Source organism: Paenibacillus sp. FSL R5-0914, assembly GCF_038004525.1.
In the GTDB taxonomy this organism is placed as follows: domain Bacteria; phylum Bacillota; class Bacilli; order Paenibacillales; family Paenibacillaceae; genus Paenibacillus_AQ.
The window spans coordinates 34,607-56,212 of the sequence record NZ_JBBORH010000005.1 but is presented as its reverse complement, the minus strand read 5'-3'; the positions used below and the strand labels follow the sequence as shown (position 1 = coordinate 56,212).

Below are 21,606 nucleotides of genomic sequence, written 5' to 3'. Positions count from 1 at the left end.
GGAAAATGCACCAATCACAGAATTGTGATATATTATAATCACGCAGAACCCTAACAATTTCATAAAGATTGAGATTTACCCCTCTTTTTTCCAAGCACTTCGTTTTCCGATGATTACTGAATTCCATTCAGACCTATCGAAAAAGGAAAGGGTGATTTTTGTGGAAATGGAAACGGTAAAGCTGTCAGCAATCGTCATGAGGTGGTATCCTGATATGATGCCGTTTCTCAAACAGGACGAATTAAATTCCGTAATCGTTCTGCGTGACGGGCTTAGTATTCTGGAACCTGCAGATGCCATGGATATCATCCATTACAGTATCTGTGAACATCAGAATTCTGCGTATCTTCAATGAGTAAGCCGCAAGAGAAGTCTTGATAGTTGCCGCCTTAAGTTCGGCCATGTTGCCGTTTTGAGGCGGCATTTACTTTTTAACAATACGTTTAGAATCTGTGCGTCCCGGTTATATACATCAAGGATGGATTTTCAGACCCGATCTGAGCCAACATTATTACAACACTGTTCTTTTTAGAAGCAACCGTTCCTATATAATTTAGGAAATGTACATAAAGGGAGAGAATACGAATGAACATCACCTGGGCTCTACTGATGATGGCCTTGGGAAGTGTAGGCGTGCAACAGAATCAACATGACGCTGAAGTGGCAATTGCATTGAAGTCCGCCATGAATCCCCCCATCATCGCTACGCAAAATAATAATTCAAATGGTTCAACTCCAGCTCCAAATGCTACAGCAGAAGCAAATGACTCACAAAGCATGCTACACGCAGATCCTCAGCCGGATGCGCCAAAAGTAAAAGGCATCTATGTTACCGCATACAGTGCCGGTGGAGAACGAATGGAAAAGCTTCTTTCTTTACTTGATCAGACGGAACTAAATTCTATGGTCATCGACATTAAGGATGATGCAGGTTACATCACGTATAAAACCGATAATCCTGAACTTCAGAAACTCGGTAATCCGCAGCCATTTATTGGCGACATCAACAAACTGATGGAAAGATTGAATAAACATGATGTATATCCTATCGCTCGAATTGTTGTCTTTAAGGACTCTATACTTGCCAAAAAGAATCCGCAATTATCCTTTGTTAATGCAGACGGCACAGTATGGAAGAATAAAGGCGGCGATAGCTTTGTTAATCCTTATAATGAAGATGTCTGGAAGTACAATGTCGATATCGCCAAAGAAGCTGTCAAACTCGGCTTTAAAGAAATTCAATTCGACTATGTGCGCTTTCCTGAAGGATTCGAAAAACGTGCAGACACACTTAAATACACCAAAACTAGCGATTCTCGCGTAGATATCATTTCTAATTTTGTAAAATACGCAAAAGCAGAGCTTGCTCCACTTGGTGTTCGTGTATCCGTAGATATTTTTGGATATGCCGCATCTGCTCCTGCTGAGGGCATAGGACAAGACTTCGTTAAAATATCCAAGAATGTGGATGTCATCAGCCCGATGATTTATCCGAGTCATTATTCAACAGGATGGTTTGGAGTGAAAGAGCCTGACTTAGATCCGTATGCTACCATTAAAGGCTCCATGGTTGATACCCATAAGAAGCTTGATCCTCTAGGCAGCTACAAACCTGTTATTCGTCCTTGGATTCAAGATTTTACAGCAAGCTGGCTCGGTAAAGGTCATTATATTAAATACGGTAAAAAACAGGTGGAAGATCAAATACGCGCTTTAAAAGATGAAAATGTAGAGGAGTTTCTACTCTGGAACGCCAATAACCGATATACCTCCGATGTCGATTATGAGAAATAATGTATATAGCCCTAATTATGTATAATTGAAATCAGGTATGATATATAAAGATAAAGACCCGGCATTTGCCGGGTCTTTTAATGGAGAAAAAGGGAACTTTTACTGTAATCATTAAAAACCAACAAAGAATGAGGCAAAGAACGATGATACAAACCACCTCTTTAAAACAAAAAGCAATACAATTCTTTCATATTTTATTTCCAATTCTGGTTACACAGATTGCTTTGTCAGCGATAACCTTCTTTGATACAAACATGTCAGGTAAGTTTGGTACAGCCGATCTGGCAGGTGTGGCGATAGGAACCAGTCTCTGGATTCCAATTCAAACGGGCTTAAGTGGAATCCTTATGGGGATTACCCCCATCGTCTCTCAGCTCATCGGAAGCAAAAAAGAAAAGGATGTAGCCTATCAAGTCACACAGGGAATCTGGTTATCACTGATCGTCTCTGTAATTGTCTTACTAATCGGGAGCTTCGCCTTGTCACCTATCCTTAATTTTATGAATCTGGAGCCGACTGTAAGAGATGTTGCATTTCGTTTCCTAAGTGCGATCTCCTTCGGAATTATCCCGCTGTTTGGATATACAGTTCTCCGTAGTTGTATAGACGCTCTGGGACAAACACGAGTGTCCATGTTGATCACACTCATAGCCCTACCCGTGAATGTTGGTTTGAACTACTTACTAATCTTCGGAAAATTCGGGTTTCCTCGACTTGGTGGTGTTGGAGCTGGAGTGGCATCAGCTATCACCTACTGGGTAATTTTTTCGGTTGCCCTGCTGTTCATTTATCGGGTAGAACCCTTTGCAAGCCTTAGAATCTTCCGAAAGTTCTTCTTTATATCGCTAAAAAGCTTCAAAGATCTACTGAAGATCGGTGTACCTATTGGCTTCTCGATTTTTTTTGAAACTGCAGTCTTCTCCGCTGTAACCTTGTTGATGAGTCGGTTCGATACTGTAACGATTGCAGCTCATCAAGCAGCCATTAATTTTGCAACTACGTTATATATGATTCCGCTCAGTATCTGTATGAGCCTTACCATTCTCGTCGGCTTCGAGACTGGATCCGGCAGGCAAAAGGATGCCCGTCAATATGCCATTATGGGAATTGGACTTGCGGCTATCCTCTCCCTGGCAACTGCACTCCTGCTCTTATTTGCCGGCCATCATGTAGCTGGTTTATACACTGATGAACCTGATGTCATTTCATTAATTCAGCATTTCTTAATCTATGCGATCTTTTTCCAGATTTCCGATGCGATTGCAACACCTACACAAGGAGCACTTCGTGGCTATAAGGATGTTAATCCAGCCTTCATTATTTGCTTTATAGCTTATTGGGTTATAGGGCTTCCTACAGGCTATGTACTTGCTACTTATACGGATCTAGGAGCTTATGGTTATTGGATCGGCTTGATCACCGGTCTTGCGATTGGGGCTACATTGCTCTTGACTCGGCTTGTTAAAGTTCAACGCCGTTATGCCACACAATATGCAGACGCTCAAGCACATCACTAATAATCAAAAGAATACAAAAAAGGAACAGTGCGAAATTCGCAGCTGTTCCTTTTTTGTATGTTAATTATTGAGAAAGACGGGATGCAAGCTCGTACAACTCCACGTCAAAGTCTTTCTTCGTATTCACTACAAGATCGATATCTGTAAGGGTTAGTTCTCCCTTGATGATACCGCAACCTTTATCAGACTCACCTTCAATTAGTTTACGAACGGCAAAGTCACCAAGACGGCTAGCAAGGTTCCGGTCTCCAGGTGTTGGTGTTCCTCCCCGCTGAATATGTCCAAGTACAGTAACCCGTGCATCCAGAGAAGCATGACGATCTTTCAACGCTTGGGCCACATCTTCGCCTTTACCCACACCTTCTGCAACGATGACGATACTGTGACGTTTACCTCTGACAAAGTTGTCGCGCATACGATCCGCAACTTCATTCAAGTCATATGGCATTTCTGGCACGAGAATTGTTTCTGCTCCAGAAGCCAGACCTGCATGTAGCGCGATATCTCCGCAATGACGTCCCATAACTTCTACAATGGAAGAACGCTCATGGGAGGACATCGTGTCACGCAGCTTGTTAATAGCATCTACAACGACACCAACTGCTGTATCAAACCCAATGGTGTAATCCGTGTAGGAAATATCATTATCAATAGTTCCCGGTAATGCCATCGTCTTGATACCGAGTTTACTTAGTTTATTAGCACCTTTATAAGAACCATCTCCGCCTATAACTACTAGGCCATCGATGCCCATTTCATTAAGAATATCTGCACCCTTTTGCTGACCTTCTGGTTTTGTGAACTCCAGACATCTTGCAGATTGCAGAATGGTTCCCCCACGTTGAATAATGTCACCAACACTGCGAAGATCCATAGGGAAGATATCGCGATTCAGAAGACCTTGATATCCACGTTGAACTCCAAAAACTTCAATGCCATAATAAAGTGCGCTTCTTACAACCGCACGAACAGCGGCGTTCATACCTTGTGAATCTCCACCACTAGTCAGTACTGCAATTTTTTTGATTTTTGACATTCTGTTGTTCCTCCTTAAAGTTGTGCAATGCCCCATCCGTTGTATAGATGAAGCTTCGCAGCCTTGTTACAAAAAACGATTGCGTATCCAGCGGCTATTAGCGAAGAAGAACAGCCTTGTAAGCGGACTTCCTCTCATCAGGCTTTTAGACACTGAGCGAACTTCCCGCTGTTCGCTAACTTTCGGATCAGATAAATAAAGTGCCAGCAATCCCTCAATCACCATACGATGCATAGATGATTCCGGAAGTTCACGTACATCCTTACGGGCCCACTCAACCATGGAAGCGATCCGACTTAACATGGTATCCGTGTCGTCATAATAATTGCAGAAATTAAGATCGCCGCCTGCTCGGTCCTCTTCCTGATCAATCAAATAATCCAGCATAATGTGCAATCCACAAACATGTGGAAAATATGCAGCTCGAATCGATTCCGAAGAAGACTTACTTAGCTTCGGATCACATGCAGATAGAAAAAGCATGAATACGCCTAAAGTTGAGCCCGTTGCAGCTGCAAACTCGTTCCAATGCAGATGCGGAGCACGGCTACCCTGCTGCTCCCACCATTCCTTCAGGGCTGTTTCCCTGAGTTCCGGGCGGATATGCTTATATACCTGCAAATCTGTATACAGCACAGCCAAATCACGAATCTCCGCTGCAGCAGCGGAATAACCTGGCAGCAAAGAGATCATCTCCTGGCATTTTCGAACTAGCCTATACAAGTACCCGCCGTCATTCTGTTCATCACGAAGCGCATAATAATTGACAGGTTCAGCGTTTGGATCAATGGCATCCAGCATAGATTGATGCAGCAGCCTGAAATCTGCAGGATCAAGCGAAGTACTGCGATCACATAAGTTATCTAGATAATCACTGATAGTTTGATAAGCAACAATAAGCGGAATAAGTATATGTCTCATCGATAAATTGCCGGCGGCATAAATACCTCCACCTATGCAGTGAAACTCCTTTGTTTCAATGCTGGCAAGTGCTTGCTTCCGGAGCTCGGGATCGGGAATCCCATTCGCATCTTGGCGCCAGAAGTCCAGACTTTCTCTCACTTCTGGCAGCACGTACTTATAGACCCTGTTCATAAGCCCAATAGGGCCACGCGGGCTAAGGTAACGGCCTTGCTCTAATTCACTCAATGATAGTGCCTCCACATTGTTGTCTCCTTATCCAAATCACCACTTATTATAATATGATCAGACGTATTTGTACAAACAACAAAATCACTTTCGTAAAATTATGAAAGATTCAGAAATAACGCAATTCAAGAATAAAACACATAACCCTCCATTGCTTTATGCTATACTAGCCATATTTCAATCTCAGAGGAGTGCACTTTCATGTTTTCAAAACGGACCGGAAGCCCTTACAGTGATCAGAATTGGCTTCGTTCCTTTCTTTTTACGATTTATGGCACTAGCGTTCTTGTAGTATCCTACTTTCCTTTATTCTACACACATTTAGGGTTTAGCAGTTCTCAGGTGGGCTACTTGTATTCTCTCGGTCCCCTCATCTCCATCCTATCCAATCTCTTCTGGAGTATGATGAGCGATAAGCTAGGTACCATTCGAAAAATCATGTTTATTTTACTCGCGGGGCAATTAGTAACCGGACTTCTATTAGCCAGAGCGACCGAATTTTCTTCCGTTATGCTTATTTTGTCCTTTTTCTACTTCTTCTATTACCCAGTTTTTCCGCTTGCTGATACAATGGCCATCAAAATTGCGGAGCGACACGGACGAAACTTCATTACAATTCGTGTATTTGGCTCATTAGGCTATTCTTTCTTTGCTTTAACCGTCGGGTATGCGCTTAGAGCTTTAGGTGCTACTTGGAGTCTTACCTTATGTATTATTATCATTATAATCGCACTTCTAATTACAATTGGCCTAAAGGATGTCAAAAAAACTGTTCCAGAGCTCCCCAATCAGAAGGCTGTTACTACCAAACCAGGCAAGAAAGAGCATGGGCTTAAAGATATTCTTTTGCGAAAAGAAGTGCTGTGGTTCTTCGGATGTGTCTTTGTACTCGCACTGGGACATAGAATGAACGAAGCTTTTCTCACCATCAGTTTAAAGAACCTGGGCGCTGGTGAGGAAGTGATCGGCTGGGCATTACTTGCCTCGGCACTAAGTGAAATCCCTGTATTATTTATACTCGGCAAATACGGCGACAAATTTAAAGAACTGCCCTTATTAATTTTAGCCAGTCTCATGTATGCCCTTCGCTTTCTACTAATGGCGCTCGCCGATCACCCAGGCTCTATAATCGCGATTCAAGCCTTGCATAGCCTGACATTTGGCGTCTTTTTTGTAACATGTGTCCGTTATATCACTCGGATTATTCCTGATCGTCTCCGAGCAACCGGTCTTGCAATCTACACAGTTGTTTGGTCAAGTGCAGCTGGACTTCTAAGTGGTACATTTGGTGGAATGATCTATCAGGAAGCTGGACGCTTCACCTTCTATATGGTAGCGGTTGGCTTCAGCCTTCTTGCTTTTGTAGGCTTTTTAGGACAGCATTTATTGGATACCCATCGAGATTCAATGCGCTATTTCAAGAATAAGAACAAAAAAGCTTCCCTATAATAGAACACTTCTGATACTCAAAAATATTAAAAGGTCTTTGCTATCCCTTCACTTGGGAATGCAAAGACCTTTCATTTAAATTGATGTCTATTAGACGTAAAAAAACACAGTTCCCGAAAGAACTGTGTTCTATATGGTAACCACTCTTGCAAGGGCTTGCCAAGTAAATTATATATTTATAGCAGACAGCTTAACTGTCTTTGCCGTTTCTTATAATTTTACTACGTTTTCAGCTTGCGGTCCACGATTACCATCAGTGATATCGAATTCTACTTCTTGACCTTCGTCCAAAGTTTTGAATCCTTCACCTTGAATTGCTGAGAAGTGTACGAATACATCTTCGCCGCCTTCTACTTGAAGAAAACCATAACCTTTTTCTGCGTTAAACCATTTTACTGTACCTTTCAATTGAACAACCTCCTAAAAATAACCGCCATATATGGCGTATAACTATATTATACTGCAATCTTCTACTCAAATCAATCTATCTGGATCTTTAAATATGTGATTTAATTTGCTTTTCCCTTGACCAGTGCGTTATCATTGAGCCAAAAGCCAAAAATCGCCAGGGTGGTAATGATAATGATCAAAAAACATGAAATATACAAAACAGACAAATGGAATATGATGACGGTAGAAGTTCAAGGACGTTATATCGTACTTCGCGAAATCTCCGATCAATGGGGAGAAGAAACACATACTTTCCTTAGTCGTCCAGCTATGATGCAGTGGGTGAACAACCGATTCAACAAAGAATCTTATAAAGATAATGAAGAAGAGTATAAAAATATCATCGCAGCCTTCAAACAGGTATAACAGAACATGAACACAGAAAATATCGCGATTTATGTTGTCCTAGTCTTATGTCTAGGCGCAGTTCTAATTATGACCAAGGATCGTGTCCCGCCGCAGTTTAAGCGGGGCATGGCCTTAACTGCAGTCATTATGATTCTGTTCGCCTTCATCTTTGTTATTTATAGCTTATTGGCATAACTTATACTTTCATATATTTAAAGAAGACTAAATATTAATAATCAGGACTTAATAGGGCATAATAAGCCGACTCTACTTTCAAGAGGAGGATGTTATGCCTATTTCACCCAAGTCCATCCCTCTTCTACTTGTGCTCAGCTTGCTACCGGGTGATTTATCATCTACAGTATTGCCGAGGGAGATTATGCCTACTACATCTCATCATTCTAGGAGGGTTTCTATGGAAAAATTATTGAAAAGAAGCGAAGTACCTGCTGAGAATCGTTGGAAGCTTGAAGATGTGTTTGCTTCTCAGAAGGATTGGGATGCAGAATTTGCTGAAGCTAAATCCTTAATCAAAAAAGCTGCGGATTTTCAGGGTACACTAGATTCCGCGGATGCTCTAAAAAAATGTTTTGAAATGGATGACAAGCTGTCCATCCTAACTGAACGACTCTTCGTGTATGCACATATGCGTCAAGATGAAGACACAGCTAATCCTGACTCTCAAGCTTTGTCCTCCAAAGCGAAAAAGCTTGGTATTGAAGCAGGTGAAGCTTTATCTTTTGTAACCCCAGAAATTCTGGCGTTGCCAGTTGAGAAGTTGGACCAGTTCATCGCTGATCCGAACCTATCCGCTTATAAATTCACCTTAACTGAAATGAAACGTGAAAAAGCCCATGTGCTTTCTAAGGCTGAAGAAGCACTGCTAGCTCAGGTCGGAAATTTAGCTCAAGCACCTCAGAATATTTTCAGTATGCTGAACAATGCGGATCTGAAATTCCCTAAGATCAAAGATGAGGATGGCAAAGAAGTTGAGCTGACTCATGGCAACTATATCAAGTTTCTCGAAAGTAACGACCGTGAGGTTCGCCGAAATGCTTTTAAGGCAGTCTACGATACCTACCGGAAGCAGAAGAACACTATCGCAGCAACGCTTAGCGCGAATGTGAATAAAAATGTGTTCTACTCACGAATTCGCAAATATCCTTCTGTAATGGAAATGTCACTCTATGGTGATAACATTCCTAAAGAGGTTTACACCAACTTGATTGATACGATTCACGAAAGCCTTCCATTGATGCACCGTTATATGAAACTGCGTCAGAAGCTGCTGGGTGTCGATGAGTTACATATGTATGATCTGTTTGCACCGCTTGTTGATGAATATAAATTAGATATCACCTATGAAGAAGCCAAGAAAATCACTAAAGAGGGTCTCAAACCGCTCGGTGAAGATTATCTGAATGTGCTGCAAAAAGGCTACGACAACGGATGGATCGATGTGTATGAGAACGAGAATAAACGGTCCGGGGCTTACAGCTGGGGGCCATACGGTACGCATCCTTTCGTACTGCTGAACCATAATGATAATTTAAACAGTATGTTTACACTGGCACATGAGATGGGCCATGCATTACACTCGTATTTTTCGGATAACGCTCTGAATTATCGGGATGCGCAATATACGATTTTCCTAGCAGAGGTTGCTTCTACTACTAACGAGGCACTGCTAATGGATTATTTACTCAAAAAGTCTACAGATCCTAAAGAAAAAATGTATTTGCTCACCTACTATGCTGATCAGTTCCGGACAACGATTTTCCGGCAGACGATGTTCGCTGAGTTCGAGAAAATCATTCATCAGCGTGTTGAAGAAGGTGAATCGCTTACTCCACAAGATCTTTCGAGCATCTACTATGACCTGAATGTTAAATACTATGGTAAAGAAATGGTTGTAGATCAGGATATCGAGATGGAATGGGCGCGGATTCCGCATTTCTATAACAGCTTCTATGTTTATAAATACGCAACCGGCTTCTCAGCAGCGACTAGCTTTGCCAAACAAATTCTTGAAGAAGGTAAACCTGCGGTAGATCGTTACCTCGGCTTCCTGAAGAGTGGCGGCAGTGACTACTCCATTAATATTCTGTCTAAAGCTGGTGTTGATATGTCTTCTCCTGAGCCGATTCGCGAAGCGATGAGTGTCTTCGAAGATGTTATCGCTCAAATGGAACAGTTGACCAAATAAGGCAGAGAGCTTAGTATTGCATTAATCCCTTGCCCTATTTGGGCAAGGGATTTTATTCTGTTATATCCCCTGAGGAGGAAGAATTCAATGAGAATTCAATGGTCTTTAATTGCAGGTCTAATCTTTGCGCTGCTAACAGCCATATTTGCAGTCATCAACGTGGATCCCGTTCAAGTCAATTTCGGTTTTGATGTAGTTAATATACCGCTGATCCTAGTTATTCTGGGCTGCGCGTTAATTGGTGGAATCATCGTGGGTTCTTACGGTATTTTTCGCCAGTACAAACTACAAAAACAAATTAAAAGCTTAAATGCTGAGCTAACCAAACTTCGTGATGCCGACACTTCTTTAGATTCTTTTAACACAGACAATGATGGCCTGACAGGAGGACTTAACTAATGATTACTATTCAACCAAACGAAGATTACATACTCTCAATCCTAAAAAAATTGCTGGATACACCGAGCCCCAGCGGCTTCACAGCACAAGTAATGAACCTTGTTGCCGAAGAAGCGGCAGCATTAAATGTACCGCTAAGCTGGAATGAAAAAGGCGGCGTAATTCTAACCGTCCCAGGCCTAGATCCTTCCCGTACTATCGGCATCAGCGCTCACGTGGATACACTTGGAGGCATGGTTCGCTCTATAAAATCTGATGGTACACTGCGACTGACCTCTGTTGGTGGCTTCACTATGCACAGCATCGAGAACGAATACTGTGTGATCCATACCCGCAGCGGCAGAACCTATACTGGAACCATCTTAACCAGCCATCCATCCGTTCACGTATATCCAGATGCTCGTGATTTCAAACGTTCAGAGGAGAACATGGAAGTACGGATTGATGAGCTAGTATCTAACAAAGAAGATGTACTTAAGCTAGGCATCTCCGTTGGTGATTTCATTTCCTTCGATGCACGTGCGGTGATTACACCTAGCGGGTATATTAAATCCCGACATCTGGATGACAAAGCAAGCGTTGCTGCCCTTCTTGGCCTGCTGGAAAGTATGAAACGTGAGGGCTGGAAACCACTCCACAACCTTTCTTTCCTCATCTCCAACTACGAGGAAGTAGGACATGGCACAGCTTGGATTCCTGGCGAGATTAATGAAATGATCGCAGTCGATATGGGCGCCATGGGCGACGATCTTAGCTGTAAAGAAACCGATGTGTCCATCTGTGCAAAAGATTCTTCCGGCCCTTATGATTATGTTATGACTGGCCGTTTGATTGAGCTGGCAGAAGCACTTGCTATTCCTTATGCCGTTGATATCTATCCAATGTACGGCTCCGATGCTTCCGCTGCCCTTCGAGGCGGCAACAATATTCGTGCCGCACTGATCGGCCCAGGCGTACACGCCTCCCACTCCATGGAACGTACACATAAGCAAGCTGTAGTAAACACTGCTAAGCTTCTCGCTGCTTATGTGGGCACTAACTGAGGCAAGCACTGGCAAGTTAAAGCAGCTCTGGAGACGTAGACAATGGCTGATAGTCTCACTTCTGCTGCTCATGATAGCAGCATTAGCAATCTCGATGTTCCTGTTTTCCAGAAGCCACAAGGAAAATCCCTTTGATGGTCTTCCACACGCTTACACTTACTTAGAGACCGTGAGTCCAGAAAATGTTCAACTCTATATGATGTCACTTTCACCCGAAGATATTAAACTCAGAGCCGCTGGTGCACCCCTTCAGCAAGTGATTGCTTATGGGATTAATGGAGGTTTCTTCTATGGAGATGCACTTCTATCCATTGCCATCATGAATGATATCCCCACTAACGGTGTTAAAAAGGCGTACGGCTCCGGCTGGTTTAACGCTAAATATGTGCGCGGAACCCTGGTCTGGGATGGTGCCAGTCGTAGCTTTTCCGTACAGGTCGTCTCATCGGGAGAAGAATTGAACGTTACGGATCGCCAGCATTATTTTGCGCAAGGCGGCATTAGTATGAATCTGCAAGATGAGGATCTCTGGGAAGATGTGATAGCGAAAGAACATCTTCCTTATTCGGATGAGAAACGAATGCGCTCAGGCATGCTGTATGACGATAATGGCAAGCTGTGGCTGATTGTTACGCCAACACTCTCGACGGCGGCAGAGTTCCGTTCAGCCATCCTACAGAGCGTGCCTGCTGAAGGTCTCGAAGGTATTTTTCTAGATGGTGATGGCTCCTCACAGATGAATGCTGATGAAATCATCTTACCTGGCGACTCTCGTGCCGTGGTGCAAATGATCGCGGTGGACGGAACGAAATAAAGCAAAAAGAAGCGATACTCTACTATTAGAGATCGCTTCTTTTTGTGATTTTATTCAATCCCAGACTTGCTCCAGCTTATCTGAGTAATATGAAATGGCCTTACTATAACTTCTTATTCCTTCATCCGCTGAGGTTTCAGCCAGCAATTTTAGTAACATCCCCATAGCCAGACTATGATCTCCGAGATTGTGCAAGGTCATTGCAAGGAACACCGGAAATTCCTTATTCTCTGGGTACTCTTGAATGGCCTGCTCCAATATTGCTTTGGAATTCTCATATTCTCCGAGTGTTCGGTAGGTGCTGCCCAGTCCCAATAGAGCGCCGACTCTCTGCTCCGTTGATAAGCCTAGTGTTAAGCTTTTCTCATAATAGGGTACTGCCTCGCGTTCCAGACCGAGCACATCATGCGTCCACGCTAATTGATACAGAAGTTCTGCATCATTACTATTCTGCTCATATAGCTCTAACAGCATCACTCTGGCTTCTTCAGCTTTACCTTCGTTTCGCAGGGCTACAGCTTCCACAAGTTGATTCTCCAAACTGAGCCCTCCCTTATTGTCACACATGGACAATCCGTTTTATGCTTTACCAGCGATTTTCTCTGCAAGCTCATTCAGATAGGTCCAGCGCTCCATTAGACGCTCCAGCTCGGCTTCGGCAAGCCGCTGCTCTTCCACTAGCTCCTGCAGTCTCCCAGAGTCAGCAAACGCTGCTTCCATCTCCGCACTAATATCAGTCAAGCGCTGTTCTGCAAGCTCGATCTGCTCGTCAATTCCTTCATATTCACGCTGTTCCTTAAAACTGAATTTGAGTTTGGTCTTGGAAGCTGATGATGCCGCTGTGTTACTGACTGTTTCTGTAGTCTCTTTACCCTTTGCATTACCGTCATCTTTGTTCGATTCTGCATTGCGTGAAGGAACATTTTTGGCCAGCCATTCTTCATATTCCGTATAATCGCCAACATGAAGCCGAATTTTTCCATTTTCAAAGGCAATCAGCTTGTCTATAGTCCGATCCAGGAAATAACGGTCATGGGATACGGTAAAGACGACGCCCGGGAATTCATCCAGATAGTCTTCTAAAACAGCCAACGTGCCAATATCCAAGTCGTTCGTAGGCTCATCCAACAGCAATACGTTTGGTGCTCCCATCAATACACGAAGCAGATACAGGCGTCGTTTTTCGCCACCAGACAGTTTGGAAATCGGCGTCCATTGCATCGCAGGAGGGAACAAGAAGCGTTCGAGCATTTGGCCTGCCGTAATGACGCTACCATCAGCTGTACGTATGACTTCCGCCTCTTCCTTCACATATTCAATAGCTCGCATGCTGTCATCCATATCCTGATGTTCTTGCGTAAAGTAACCCAACTTAACCGTCGCGCCAAGCTGAACCTCACCCTTATCCGGCTGTAGCTTACCTGCAATCAGATTCAGAAGTGTTGATTTACCGCTACCATTTGGACCTACAATACCTACGCGATCTTGTGGTACAGCAATATAGGTCAGATCTTTAATCAACTGACGACCATCCAGCGATTTCGACAGTTCATTGATTTCAATGATTTTGCGACCCAAACGTGTGGATGCCACCGAAATATCCAGCGAACCGTTCGAACTGCTTCCTGTACTTTCTTTCAGCTTCTCAAAACGGTCGATTCTTGCCTTTTGTTTCGTTGATCGTGCTTTAGCTCCACGACGAATCCAAGCAAGCTCCGTACGAAGCAGGTTCTTACGCTTTTGCTCCGCAGAGGCTTCACGCTCTTCACGGTCGGCTTTTAGCTCTAGAAAACGGGAATAGTTGGCCTCATAACGGTATAACTTTCCTCCGTCCAGCTCTAGCATGACACTTGCGACACGCTCCAGGAAGTAACGATCATGCGTTACCATTAAGAGAGCGCCGCGCCGTTTCTGTAAATATTGCTCTAGCCAAGCCACGGAGTCCGTATCAATATGGTTCGTAGGCTCATCCAGAATAAGAAGCTCAGATGGCGTAATCAGGGCAGCCGCAAGTGCTACACGTTTCCGTTGACCACCAGACAGCGTATCCATCAGCGCATCGAATTTCACTATACCCAGCTTAGTAAGTACGCTCTTAGCTTCACTCTCCAAATGCCAAGTACCTGCTGCATCGATAGCCTGCCCAATCCGCACCAGTTTGCCTTCCAGTTCTGCATTACCTGGCTCTTTTTCAAGGCGAGACATGATCTCCATATACTCACGCATGATGGCAAGATCTGGATCATCTCCGGCGAAGACCTGTTGCAGTACTGTATTTGTCGGCTCATAAGGAGGGTTCTGTGCTAAGTACTGCACTCGAACATTATTTCCGATCGCAATTTGCCCACCATCCGGGGTATCCAGACCGGCAATAATACGTAAAAACGTTGATTTACCCGTTCCATTCACACCGATCAAACCAATTTTATCCCGATCGTCCATACCAAATGAAGCATCACTAAAAAGTACTTTCTCTCCATAACTTTTGGAAAGATGTTCCACGGTCATAATATTCATGCTATTTCCTCGCTTGCCTTATATTTTCATAAAACCGGTCGCAGCATGAAGCTGCTATTCCACCGGTCTATCATCCTGACCTAAATTCAAGTAATCCATAGCCCCTTTAATAAAAAGACCCGCAGCGAAACCAGCGCGTTTATACGCATCTTCTTCCTTAAAAGATGGATCGAACAAAATATCCATCTTCAGTCGATCCAACATCCCTATGTAGGACTGCGCCATAAGCTCAGGCTCAGACACTCCGCCCTCCAGCAATACCTTCACCACTGCCTGCATATATTCTTCCATAAAAAGTGTCATATACGCCACAAGCTCTGGGTTATTGTTCGGTGCGCGGAAAAAGAGCTTCGTGTGTCGCTTACGCTCATAATAATAGTAAAGATGATGTTTGGCGATAATTGACAGTTTACCTGCCAAAGTATCACTAGCCTTCAGCTTTTCCTGTAATTGCTGAAGGAATCCCTCACAATCCCGGCGCGTTACCGCCATGAACAATTCTTCTTTACTCTTGAAGTATAAATAAACGGTGCCCTTAGCAATTCCGGCCTGAACCGCAATTTCCGACATCTTCGTTTCGTAAAATCCACCTGAACCGAAGAGCTCATATGCGGCATCCAGAATGGCAGTATGTTTATGATTGGACGTGCTGCTCATCGGTTCCTCCTTTAAAACATCATCCCACACAATAAGGCAATAGCCCCTCCGACGATAGAGCTAATAGCATTGACTGCATCATTAGTCATCCACTTCCAGCCACGTGCGTATTCAACCTTTTTACCGCAGTGATGTGTACTTTCCACTTCGCGTCCGCAAACGGTGCAACGATTCATCAGCTGAACGGTTGCCCCTAGAATAGAATCCGTGAACGCACCCGCAAGTCCACCTGTGAGTCCTGCCAATGTAAGCAACAAGAAGGATTGATCTGGCATGCCAGATATCATCCGTAGCAGCCATGAAGATGCACCGATAAGTGCACCTCCTGCGGCGGCGGCCAGCGTACCCAGGCTTGATACGCCACCTGAGGCACCGGCAGGAAGTATTTTACCTGTCAGGACAGACCGAGGCAGCTTCTTGCTGAGTGTACCAATCTCCGTAGCCCATGTATCAGAGGTTACCGTTGCCATAACGCCGATAAATAAAAATTCCCAATGTTCCATCGGAACAATCGCATTCAATAGAACGAAAACCATCCCAAGCCCACCATTAGCAAAGACCTGCCCAGCATCTCGGCGACCTGTCTTGGCATAAGTCAGCTCAAGCTCTGCCTTATTATCATGATGAAGCTTAGACAACAGGCTTGAAGAGATGAAAAAAACCAACAATATTCCAAACCAAAAGGCATTTCCAGCACCAAAATAAATGGTCCCCATGGCTACCGCGGCAAGCATGCCGGAAAGGCTTAAGGATTGTTTCCTATAAGCCGCCCCCGCAACTAACAAAGCGCCAAGGGCGCCGATAATCCATAACATAGATTCATCTCCAACAGATGTTTTTAGCCGATCAGGCAAGTCCCCATCAGCTTGTCACCCCAGTACAATTCAAACGAATCTCCTGATACGGTAGAGCCTACACCTTCTGGTGTTCCTGTGAATATCACATCATCTTTACCCAGCCCGTAACGCGCAGCGATAAAATCGACAATTTTTTGGAGCGAAAAAATCATATTTTTAACATTACCTCGCTGAACTTCAACACCATTTTTTAAAACCGTGAAATCCGTTCCTTCCAGCTCTTCCTTGTCAGGAAACGCAATGTAAGGTGTGAGTGGAGCAGCGTTCTTAAAGCCTTTAGCCGGAGTCCAAGGCAGACCTTTCTTCTGCAGATCATTATGCACATCACGCAGTGTGAAATCCAGTCCCAGAGCCATAACATCCACCAAATCCTCCACGCTCATACCCGGTACATAATCACGCGCGATCCGTAGCACAAGTTCTCCTTCATAATGAACCTGACCTGAATCCTTTGGAAGCTGAATGACTGCTTTATCGAGGGAAACCGCCGCATGTGAGGGCTTCAAAAAAATGAGTGGCTCTACGGGGACATTATTTCCTAATTCCTCCGCATGTAGCTTGTAGTTCCGTCCAACACAATACAAATTATTAACAGCAGCGCACACAGACAATCAGCTCTCTTTCCCATCGAATTGGATTATTTATACTTTTAGAAATGTATCGCCCCAGATATCCGGACGGTTTGTACAAATCATTATATCAGAATGCATATCTGCTAAGCGACGCATCTCTTTTCCTTTGTTCACTGTCCAAGCCATAATCTTCACACCTTGCTCCGTCAAAACCTTAGCCAATCTAGGATTTAAACGCGAGAAGCTAATCGACAAAAGAGAACACTCCAGTTCATGCAGCCTTCGAGCAGGATTACCAAACCTTGAATCAAAAATTAAGCCTGTACGAAAGCGGGGGTCTATTTCCTTGATTTTTTTCAACACATCTGTGTCAAAAGAGGTCAAAATCACGTCGTCCCGCATGCCTTTAGAGGAAATAAGATCCGTCACCTTCTGTTCGATGCCAGGATACATATTGCCCACTGTTTTCAGTTCAATATTGAGACGAAGTCTACCGGAGGCTAATGAGAGCACCTCTTCCAAGGAAGGCACCCGCTCTCCCCGAAAAGAACGCCCTTTCCAGCTACCCGCATCGAGACGCCGGATATGTTCCCAATCCATATTCTTCACCTTACCATGACCATTGGTTGTACGGTCCAGTGTAAAGTCATGAATGACAACAGGAACACCGTCCTTCGAGAGCTGGACATCCAATTCCATCCAGTGTACAAAAGGCATGGCAATGGCCATCCGGATCGCTGCTAATGTATTCTCCGGAGCTTTACCGGAAAATCCCCGATGGGCAACACATAAATTGTTCATCATAAGGACCTCCCAGGAACCCTATTTTGTAACTTGAGTCACTTTGCCGTCACTGTTGATCTTAACTCGACCAGCAGATAAAGACTCTATTTTTTTCAGCAAAAGCTGTCCGTTCACCTGATTCATGGGCACGGGCTGAGCTAGCTCAGCAGTCATAGGCTTCAGCTGTAATGAACATTGACCTTTTTTACTACATTCCGCCTGAAATACAGCAGTTTCCCAAGTGGCAGGTACCGTTGATCTCGTAAAAATAAAATTACCAGTGCTGTAGGCGATCCACTTGCCTTTGTACGGCTCCACACCTTGCAATACATGTGGGTGACCACCAATGACAAGATCAGCTCCCGCATCAACAAAGCTACGTCCAAGGGTCTGCTGAGTATTATCGAACTGCTCTACCCGTTCTTTACCCCAATGGACAACTACGACAACCAAATCAGCTTTTTGTTTAGCTGCAGCAATCGCTTTAAGTCCTTCTCTACTATCATATACTGAAGCAAGCCCGGGTTTATTTTTTCCCGCCATCCAATCAGATGCAGGAATCACCCGTGTGAACCCCAGCAAGGCGATCTTAATCCCTTTACGCTCAAAATATTGCGCTGAGAATGCTTCTTTACTATTGAGTCCAGCACCAACATAAGGAATGCCTCTTTCCGAGAGATGACTCAGCGTGTCTCGCAGGCCTTCCTCCCCTTGATCAAGCGTGTGATTGTTCGCCATATTTACTGCATCCACTCCGGCTGCTTTAAGAGCATCTAGTGCTTTGGGCGAGCCTTTGAATACGTATTGCTTATTAGCGGCGCCAACCCCACCCGTGGTCACAGGAGTCTCCAGATTCACAATCGTAAGATCATCCTTCTTGAACATTCCATCGAGCGCGGCATACGAATAGTCGTAACCTTTCTTTTCGAGCAATTCCCCGGCTTTCCCCGAAAAAATAACATCTCCACCAAAATTCAAGGTCACTGTATTGCCAGAAGCCTGGTCATCTGATGGAAGTCCAGACACAGAACCACCATCTGCGACTTGGGAGCTACCTTCATCTGGCGAAGGGGTCTCAGTTGGTACAGGCGCCTGTGTTTCAACATTTTCTTCTCTCTTTGGCTCTGGTGTAGGTGTAGCTTCCGGGGTTACCGTTGGAGAAGGGATGGGAGACTCCGTGGCTTCAGGCGTTGCAGTCACTATAGGTGCTGTCTCCTGAGCAGTACTATCCGGCGTAGGCGAAGCCGTCATTTGCGCCACTGGAGGTGGCTCAGAACTTCCCTTGAATCTGTCATCCATAAAACTATAGCTGAGCGCCACAATAATCAACAGAAGTAGACCTGCATTGACCCACATCCAGGCCGTTCTGCGCTTACGTTTGCTCTTATGTTTGTTCTTCTGTCTAGAACGCGATCGCGGCGGATACATTGTTTCTATGATCTCCTCTACTCTCAAATTGGTTCTATTATAGCATACCTAGCACCTGTCCCTCCAAATACGAGAGTCCATTAAAATAGTATAATCTAATTTTCAAACAAAAACGGTGAAGCAAAAAAATCTTCGCTTCACCGTTCATTATATAATTCTAACTCTCCCGTAAATGAACAATTAATTCGATATACGCTTTGCAGCGCTTTGTGCTGTAAGCTTAGCCTGCTTAACACAATCGGGCATTGCCACTCCATCATATCCAGTTCCAAAGACATATATCCCAGGAAGTGTGGTCTCAAGCTCCCTATGGAATTTAGAAAGATTGTCAAGATGTCCAACAGGATACTGTGGCATCGAATGTTCCGAACGAGTAATTTCCGTGAATATAGGTTTCGCTGTAATGCCCATGATCTCTCGTAAATCCTTACTCACTAGCTCCGTAAGAGCCTCATCTGGAAGTTGAACATTCTGCTCATCTCCGGAACGGCCTACATGACAGCGCATAAGTACTTTATCATCTGGACTCGTATGCGGCCACTTCGTTGACGTCCATGTACAGGCAGTAATATTGCGCCCTTCCTTACGTGGCACAAGAAAACCTGCTCCAGCATCATCAATTTCGATATCCTTCTTGTCGAAGGCCATGACTAAGTTCGCAACCGATACATAATTTACCACATCGAGTGCTGAAACATCCACATGTGGACGCAAAAGTTCGGCAGCAAAAGAATTTGGTGTGGTGATATATATTTCATCCGCAAGCAGCCGTTCGCCACTTTCCAGTTCTAGCTCATAACGAGAAGCATTAGTTCCTGTAGCATGTATAGAGACCACCGCAGCTTCAGTTCGCTGTTCTACATCATGCAGTTCATGAATCAAGCCATGCACGAGACTTTGTAGTCCTTTTCGAAATGTCAGAAAAGTGCTGTTCTTTGTGCTCGTATTTGTCTTGGAGGAATTCTGTTCTTTAATGATTCCACGAATAAGACCACCATACTGCCGCTCTACTTCTCCAAATTGCGGAAAGGTAGCCTGTAGGCTGACTTTGCGTAAATCCCCAGCATACATACCGGCTAATAGCGGTTCGGTCAAATTCTCCATCACTTCAGTACCTAAACGTCGCTCAATCAGCTGTCCGAGGGATTCATCGTCATTACTCCGCTTAGGAGGAAGGATCAAGTCCATCAGCGCGCGTATTTTGCCACCGAATGAAACCAGAGCACTTGATAGAAATGGCTTTAGTTCAGTAGGAATTCCAAGCACAAGACCGGAAGGCATAGGATGAAGCTTGTCACGCTGTAGTATATAGGTCTTCTCTGCCTTTGGATTTGTGTTCACAAGCTCGTGATCTAGCTCTAATTCCTTAGCCAATTCAATCATCTCTGTTTTGCTAGCTAAAAAAGAATCCGGACCCTTCTCAATCACAAATCCATCCCGGTGCAATGTTTCGATCTTCCCACCAAGAGTCTTGTCTTTCTCTAGCAGTACAATATCAGGTTTCACGCCAGCTTCTTTGTAAAACTTACGAATGTAAAAGGCGGCGCTGAGTCCACTCAGCCCACCGCCTATGATAACAATTCGCCTAGAGGGACCAGTCATGACTGACCGGCCGACATTTGATTCAGTCTTGTACGAACAACATCGCTCAATACGGACATGTACGCAGGATCGCTGTTTAATGATTCAATCCGCATAAGACGCATATCCAGCTCTGAAGCTACGGCTGTTGCCTCGATATCAAGGTCATACAGCACTTCTAAATGATCGGATACGAACCCGATCGGTGCCACTAGAACATACTCTACCTGTTCCTTGCTAAGCTGCTGAAGTGTATCCAGAATATCTGGTCCAAGCCATGGTTCAGCAGTCCGTCCTGCACTTTGCCACGTAAACTGCCAATTGGTTATCCCCGCTTGATCTGCAATAGCCTTTGAGGTCTCCAATAGTTGATCTTTATAAGGATCCCCCATAGCTAGAATACGCTCTGGAAGACTATGCGCGCTAAATAATACCCTTATCTCATCGCGAGTAGCGCCTGCTTCGATATATTGATCTATTTTCGCAGTTACTCTCCGGCTTAGAACATCGATTAATACTGGGTGCATATGGTAACTCTCCACAAAACCCATGTTGATTTTACATGCATCAGCCTTTTCCTGAGCACGTTTGATGTAGCCACCCACGCTCATGCTTGAATAGTGAGGGGCAAGCACAACACCAACCGCTTGGGTAATGCCGTCCTTCGCCATAGCCTCGACGCCGTCCTCAATAAACGGATAGGCATGCTTCAAACCCTGATAGCAGACAAATTCAACATCCGCCCCAGCTTTATCCGCGTTTAATGCTGCCTGTAATGCAGCTACTTGACGGTCTGTGTTCTCCCGCAGCGGGAATACACCCCCGACGATCGCTTCATAGCGATCTGTTAATTCTTTAAGCTGCTCCGCTGTCGGCGGATTACCTCGCCGAATATGAGTGTAATATGCTTCAACGTCTTCTAAGCTTTTAGGAGTGCCATACGACATGACGAGAACACCTATTTTTGCTGTCACGGATTCCATCCCCTTATAGATTTAATAGGCTA

22 protein-coding genes are annotated in these 21,606 nt (G+C 44.4%); 10 read left to right on the top strand and 12 right to left on the bottom strand.

Features of this window, described 5'->3' with window-relative positions:
* Window positions 1-166 precede the first annotated feature (166 nt).
* From MKX60_RS30570 to MKX60_RS30560, 3 genes are all read left to right on the top strand, one after another.
* Window positions 167-355 (top strand): hypothetical protein, encoded by a 189-nt coding sequence (locus MKX60_RS30570; protein WP_036689649.1) that lies wholly within the window; start codon window positions 167-169, stop codon window positions 353-355.
* 230 nt (window positions 356-585) lie between these two features.
* Window positions 586-1,794 (top strand): putative glycoside hydrolase, encoded by a 1,209-nt coding sequence (locus MKX60_RS30565; RefSeq protein WP_076283173.1) that lies wholly within the window; start codon window positions 586-588, stop codon window positions 1,792-1,794.
* A 143-nt stretch (window positions 1,795-1,937) separates the two neighbouring features.
* The gene (locus MKX60_RS30560; protein WP_341061989.1) at window positions 1,938-3,311 is read left to right on the top strand and encodes an MATE family efflux transporter; all 1,374 of its coding nucleotides are present in this window, start codon (window positions 1,938-1,940) and stop codon (window positions 3,309-3,311) included.
* Between the two features lie 64 nt (window positions 3,312-3,375).
* Here MKX60_RS30560 and pfkA read toward each other — a convergent pair whose 3' ends face one another.
* Both pfkA and MKX60_RS30550 read right to left on the bottom strand, forming a co-directional pair.
* Entirely contained in the window at window positions 3,376-4,347 is a 972-nt protein-coding gene (pfkA, locus tag MKX60_RS30555) for a 6-phosphofructokinase (protein ID WP_042126307.1), read from the bottom strand.
* A gap of 66 nt (window positions 4,348-4,413) precedes the next feature.
* The gene (locus MKX60_RS30550; RefSeq protein ID WP_076283403.1) at window positions 4,414-5,496 is read right to left on the bottom strand and encodes a tetraprenyl-beta-curcumene synthase family protein; all 1,083 of its coding nucleotides are present in this window, start codon (window positions 5,494-5,496) and stop codon (window positions 4,414-4,416) included.
* Between the two features lie 201 nt (window positions 5,497-5,697).
* Between MKX60_RS30550 and MKX60_RS30545 the strand changes: the two genes are divergently transcribed.
* Entirely contained in the window at window positions 5,698-6,945 is a 1,248-nt protein-coding gene (locus MKX60_RS30545) for an MFS transporter (RefSeq protein ID WP_076283175.1), read from the top strand.
* A 210-nt stretch (window positions 6,946-7,155) separates the two neighbouring features.
* Here the strand turns inward: MKX60_RS30545 and MKX60_RS30540 are convergent, their stop codons facing one another.
* Window positions 7,156-7,353, bottom strand: coding sequence for a cold shock domain-containing protein (locus tag MKX60_RS30540; protein WP_042126303.1), 198 nt, complete (start codon window positions 7,351-7,353; stop codon window positions 7,156-7,158).
* 174 nt (window positions 7,354-7,527) lie between these two features.
* Here MKX60_RS30540 and MKX60_RS30535 point away from each other — a divergent pair, with 174 nt between their 5' ends.
* From MKX60_RS30535 to MKX60_RS30510, 6 genes are all read left to right on the top strand, one after another.
* Window positions 7,528-7,761 carry a hypothetical protein gene (locus tag MKX60_RS30535; RefSeq protein ID WP_036689271.1) on the top strand — a complete coding sequence of 78 codons (234 nt, stop codon included), beginning with the start codon at window positions 7,528-7,530 and terminating at the stop codon, window positions 7,759-7,761.
* A 6-nt stretch (window positions 7,762-7,767) separates the two neighbouring features.
* Window positions 7,768-7,938 (top strand): hypothetical protein, encoded by a 171-nt coding sequence (locus tag MKX60_RS30530; RefSeq protein WP_167348490.1) that lies wholly within the window; start codon window positions 7,768-7,770, stop codon window positions 7,936-7,938.
* Window positions 7,939-8,158: 220 nt separating this feature from the next.
* Entirely contained in the window at window positions 8,159-9,949 is a 1,791-nt protein-coding gene (gene pepF / locus MKX60_RS30525; RefSeq protein ID WP_042186822.1) for an oligoendopeptidase F, read from the top strand.
* A gap of 87 nt (window positions 9,950-10,036) precedes the next feature.
* Window positions 10,037-10,348, top strand: a complete 312-nt coding sequence (locus MKX60_RS30520) for a LapA family protein (protein ID WP_042186819.1) — start codon at window positions 10,037-10,039, stop codon at window positions 10,346-10,348.
* 2 nt (window positions 10,349-10,350) lie between these two features.
* Window positions 10,351-11,391 carry a M42 family metallopeptidase gene (locus MKX60_RS30515; RefSeq protein WP_042193612.1) on the top strand — a complete coding sequence of 347 codons (1,041 nt, stop codon included), beginning with the start codon at window positions 10,351-10,353 and terminating at the stop codon, window positions 11,389-11,391.
* On the top strand, window positions 11,375-12,205 hold the full coding sequence (locus MKX60_RS30510) for a hypothetical protein (protein ID WP_341061988.1): 831 nt from the start codon (window positions 11,375-11,377) through the stop codon (window positions 12,203-12,205). The genes MKX60_RS30515 and MKX60_RS30510 overlap by 17 nt, the downstream gene beginning before the upstream one ends.
* A gap of 54 nt (window positions 12,206-12,259) precedes the next feature.
* Here the strand turns inward: MKX60_RS30510 and MKX60_RS30505 are convergent, their stop codons facing one another.
* The 9 genes from MKX60_RS30505 to hemH all read right to left on the bottom strand — a co-directional run bounded on the left by MKX60_RS30505 (window position 12,260) and on the right by hemH (window position 21,574).
* Window positions 12,260-12,772 carry a tetratricopeptide repeat protein gene (locus MKX60_RS30505; RefSeq protein ID WP_076283177.1) on the bottom strand — a complete coding sequence of 171 codons (513 nt, stop codon included), beginning with the start codon at window positions 12,770-12,772 and terminating at the stop codon, window positions 12,260-12,262.
* A gap of 12 nt (window positions 12,773-12,784) precedes the next feature.
* Window positions 12,785-14,722 carry an ABC-F family ATP-binding cassette domain-containing protein gene (locus MKX60_RS30500; RefSeq protein WP_076283178.1) on the bottom strand — a complete coding sequence of 646 codons (1,938 nt, stop codon included), beginning with the start codon at window positions 14,720-14,722 and terminating at the stop codon, window positions 12,785-12,787.
* 54 nt (window positions 14,723-14,776) lie between these two features.
* Entirely contained in the window at window positions 14,777-15,379 is a 603-nt protein-coding gene (locus tag MKX60_RS30495; protein WP_076283179.1) for a TetR/AcrR family transcriptional regulator, read from the bottom strand.
* A gap of 11 nt (window positions 15,380-15,390) precedes the next feature.
* Complete coding sequence (locus MKX60_RS30490) at window positions 15,391-16,194, bottom strand: DUF92 domain-containing protein (RefSeq protein WP_076298545.1); 804 nt, start codon at window positions 16,192-16,194, stop codon at window positions 15,391-15,393.
* Between the two features lie 23 nt (window positions 16,195-16,217).
* A complete protein-coding gene (locus tag MKX60_RS30485; RefSeq protein WP_042186808.1) occupies window positions 16,218-16,841 on the bottom strand; it encodes a fumarylacetoacetate hydrolase family protein in 624 nt (207 codons plus the stop codon).
* Between the two features lie 36 nt (window positions 16,842-16,877).
* Window positions 16,878-17,609 (bottom strand): glycerophosphodiester phosphodiesterase, encoded by a 732-nt coding sequence (locus MKX60_RS30480; RefSeq protein ID WP_445253225.1) that lies wholly within the window; start codon window positions 17,607-17,609, stop codon window positions 16,878-16,880.
* Window positions 17,610-17,630: 21 nt separating this feature from the next.
* Window positions 17,631-19,019 (bottom strand): CapA family protein, encoded by a 1,389-nt coding sequence (locus MKX60_RS30475; protein ID WP_076283182.1) that lies wholly within the window; start codon window positions 19,017-19,019, stop codon window positions 17,631-17,633.
* 180 nt (window positions 19,020-19,199) lie between these two features.
* Complete coding sequence (hemG, locus tag MKX60_RS30470; protein WP_341061987.1) at window positions 19,200-20,621, bottom strand: protoporphyrinogen oxidase; 1,422 nt, start codon at window positions 20,619-20,621, stop codon at window positions 19,200-19,202.
* Window positions 20,618-21,574: a ferrochelatase gene (gene hemH, locus MKX60_RS30465; RefSeq protein WP_139328657.1), complete on the bottom strand. Its 957-nt coding sequence runs from the start codon at window positions 21,572-21,574 to the stop codon at window positions 20,618-20,620. The genes hemG and hemH overlap by 4 nt, the downstream gene beginning before the upstream one ends.
* Window positions 21,575-21,606 lie beyond the last annotated feature (32 nt).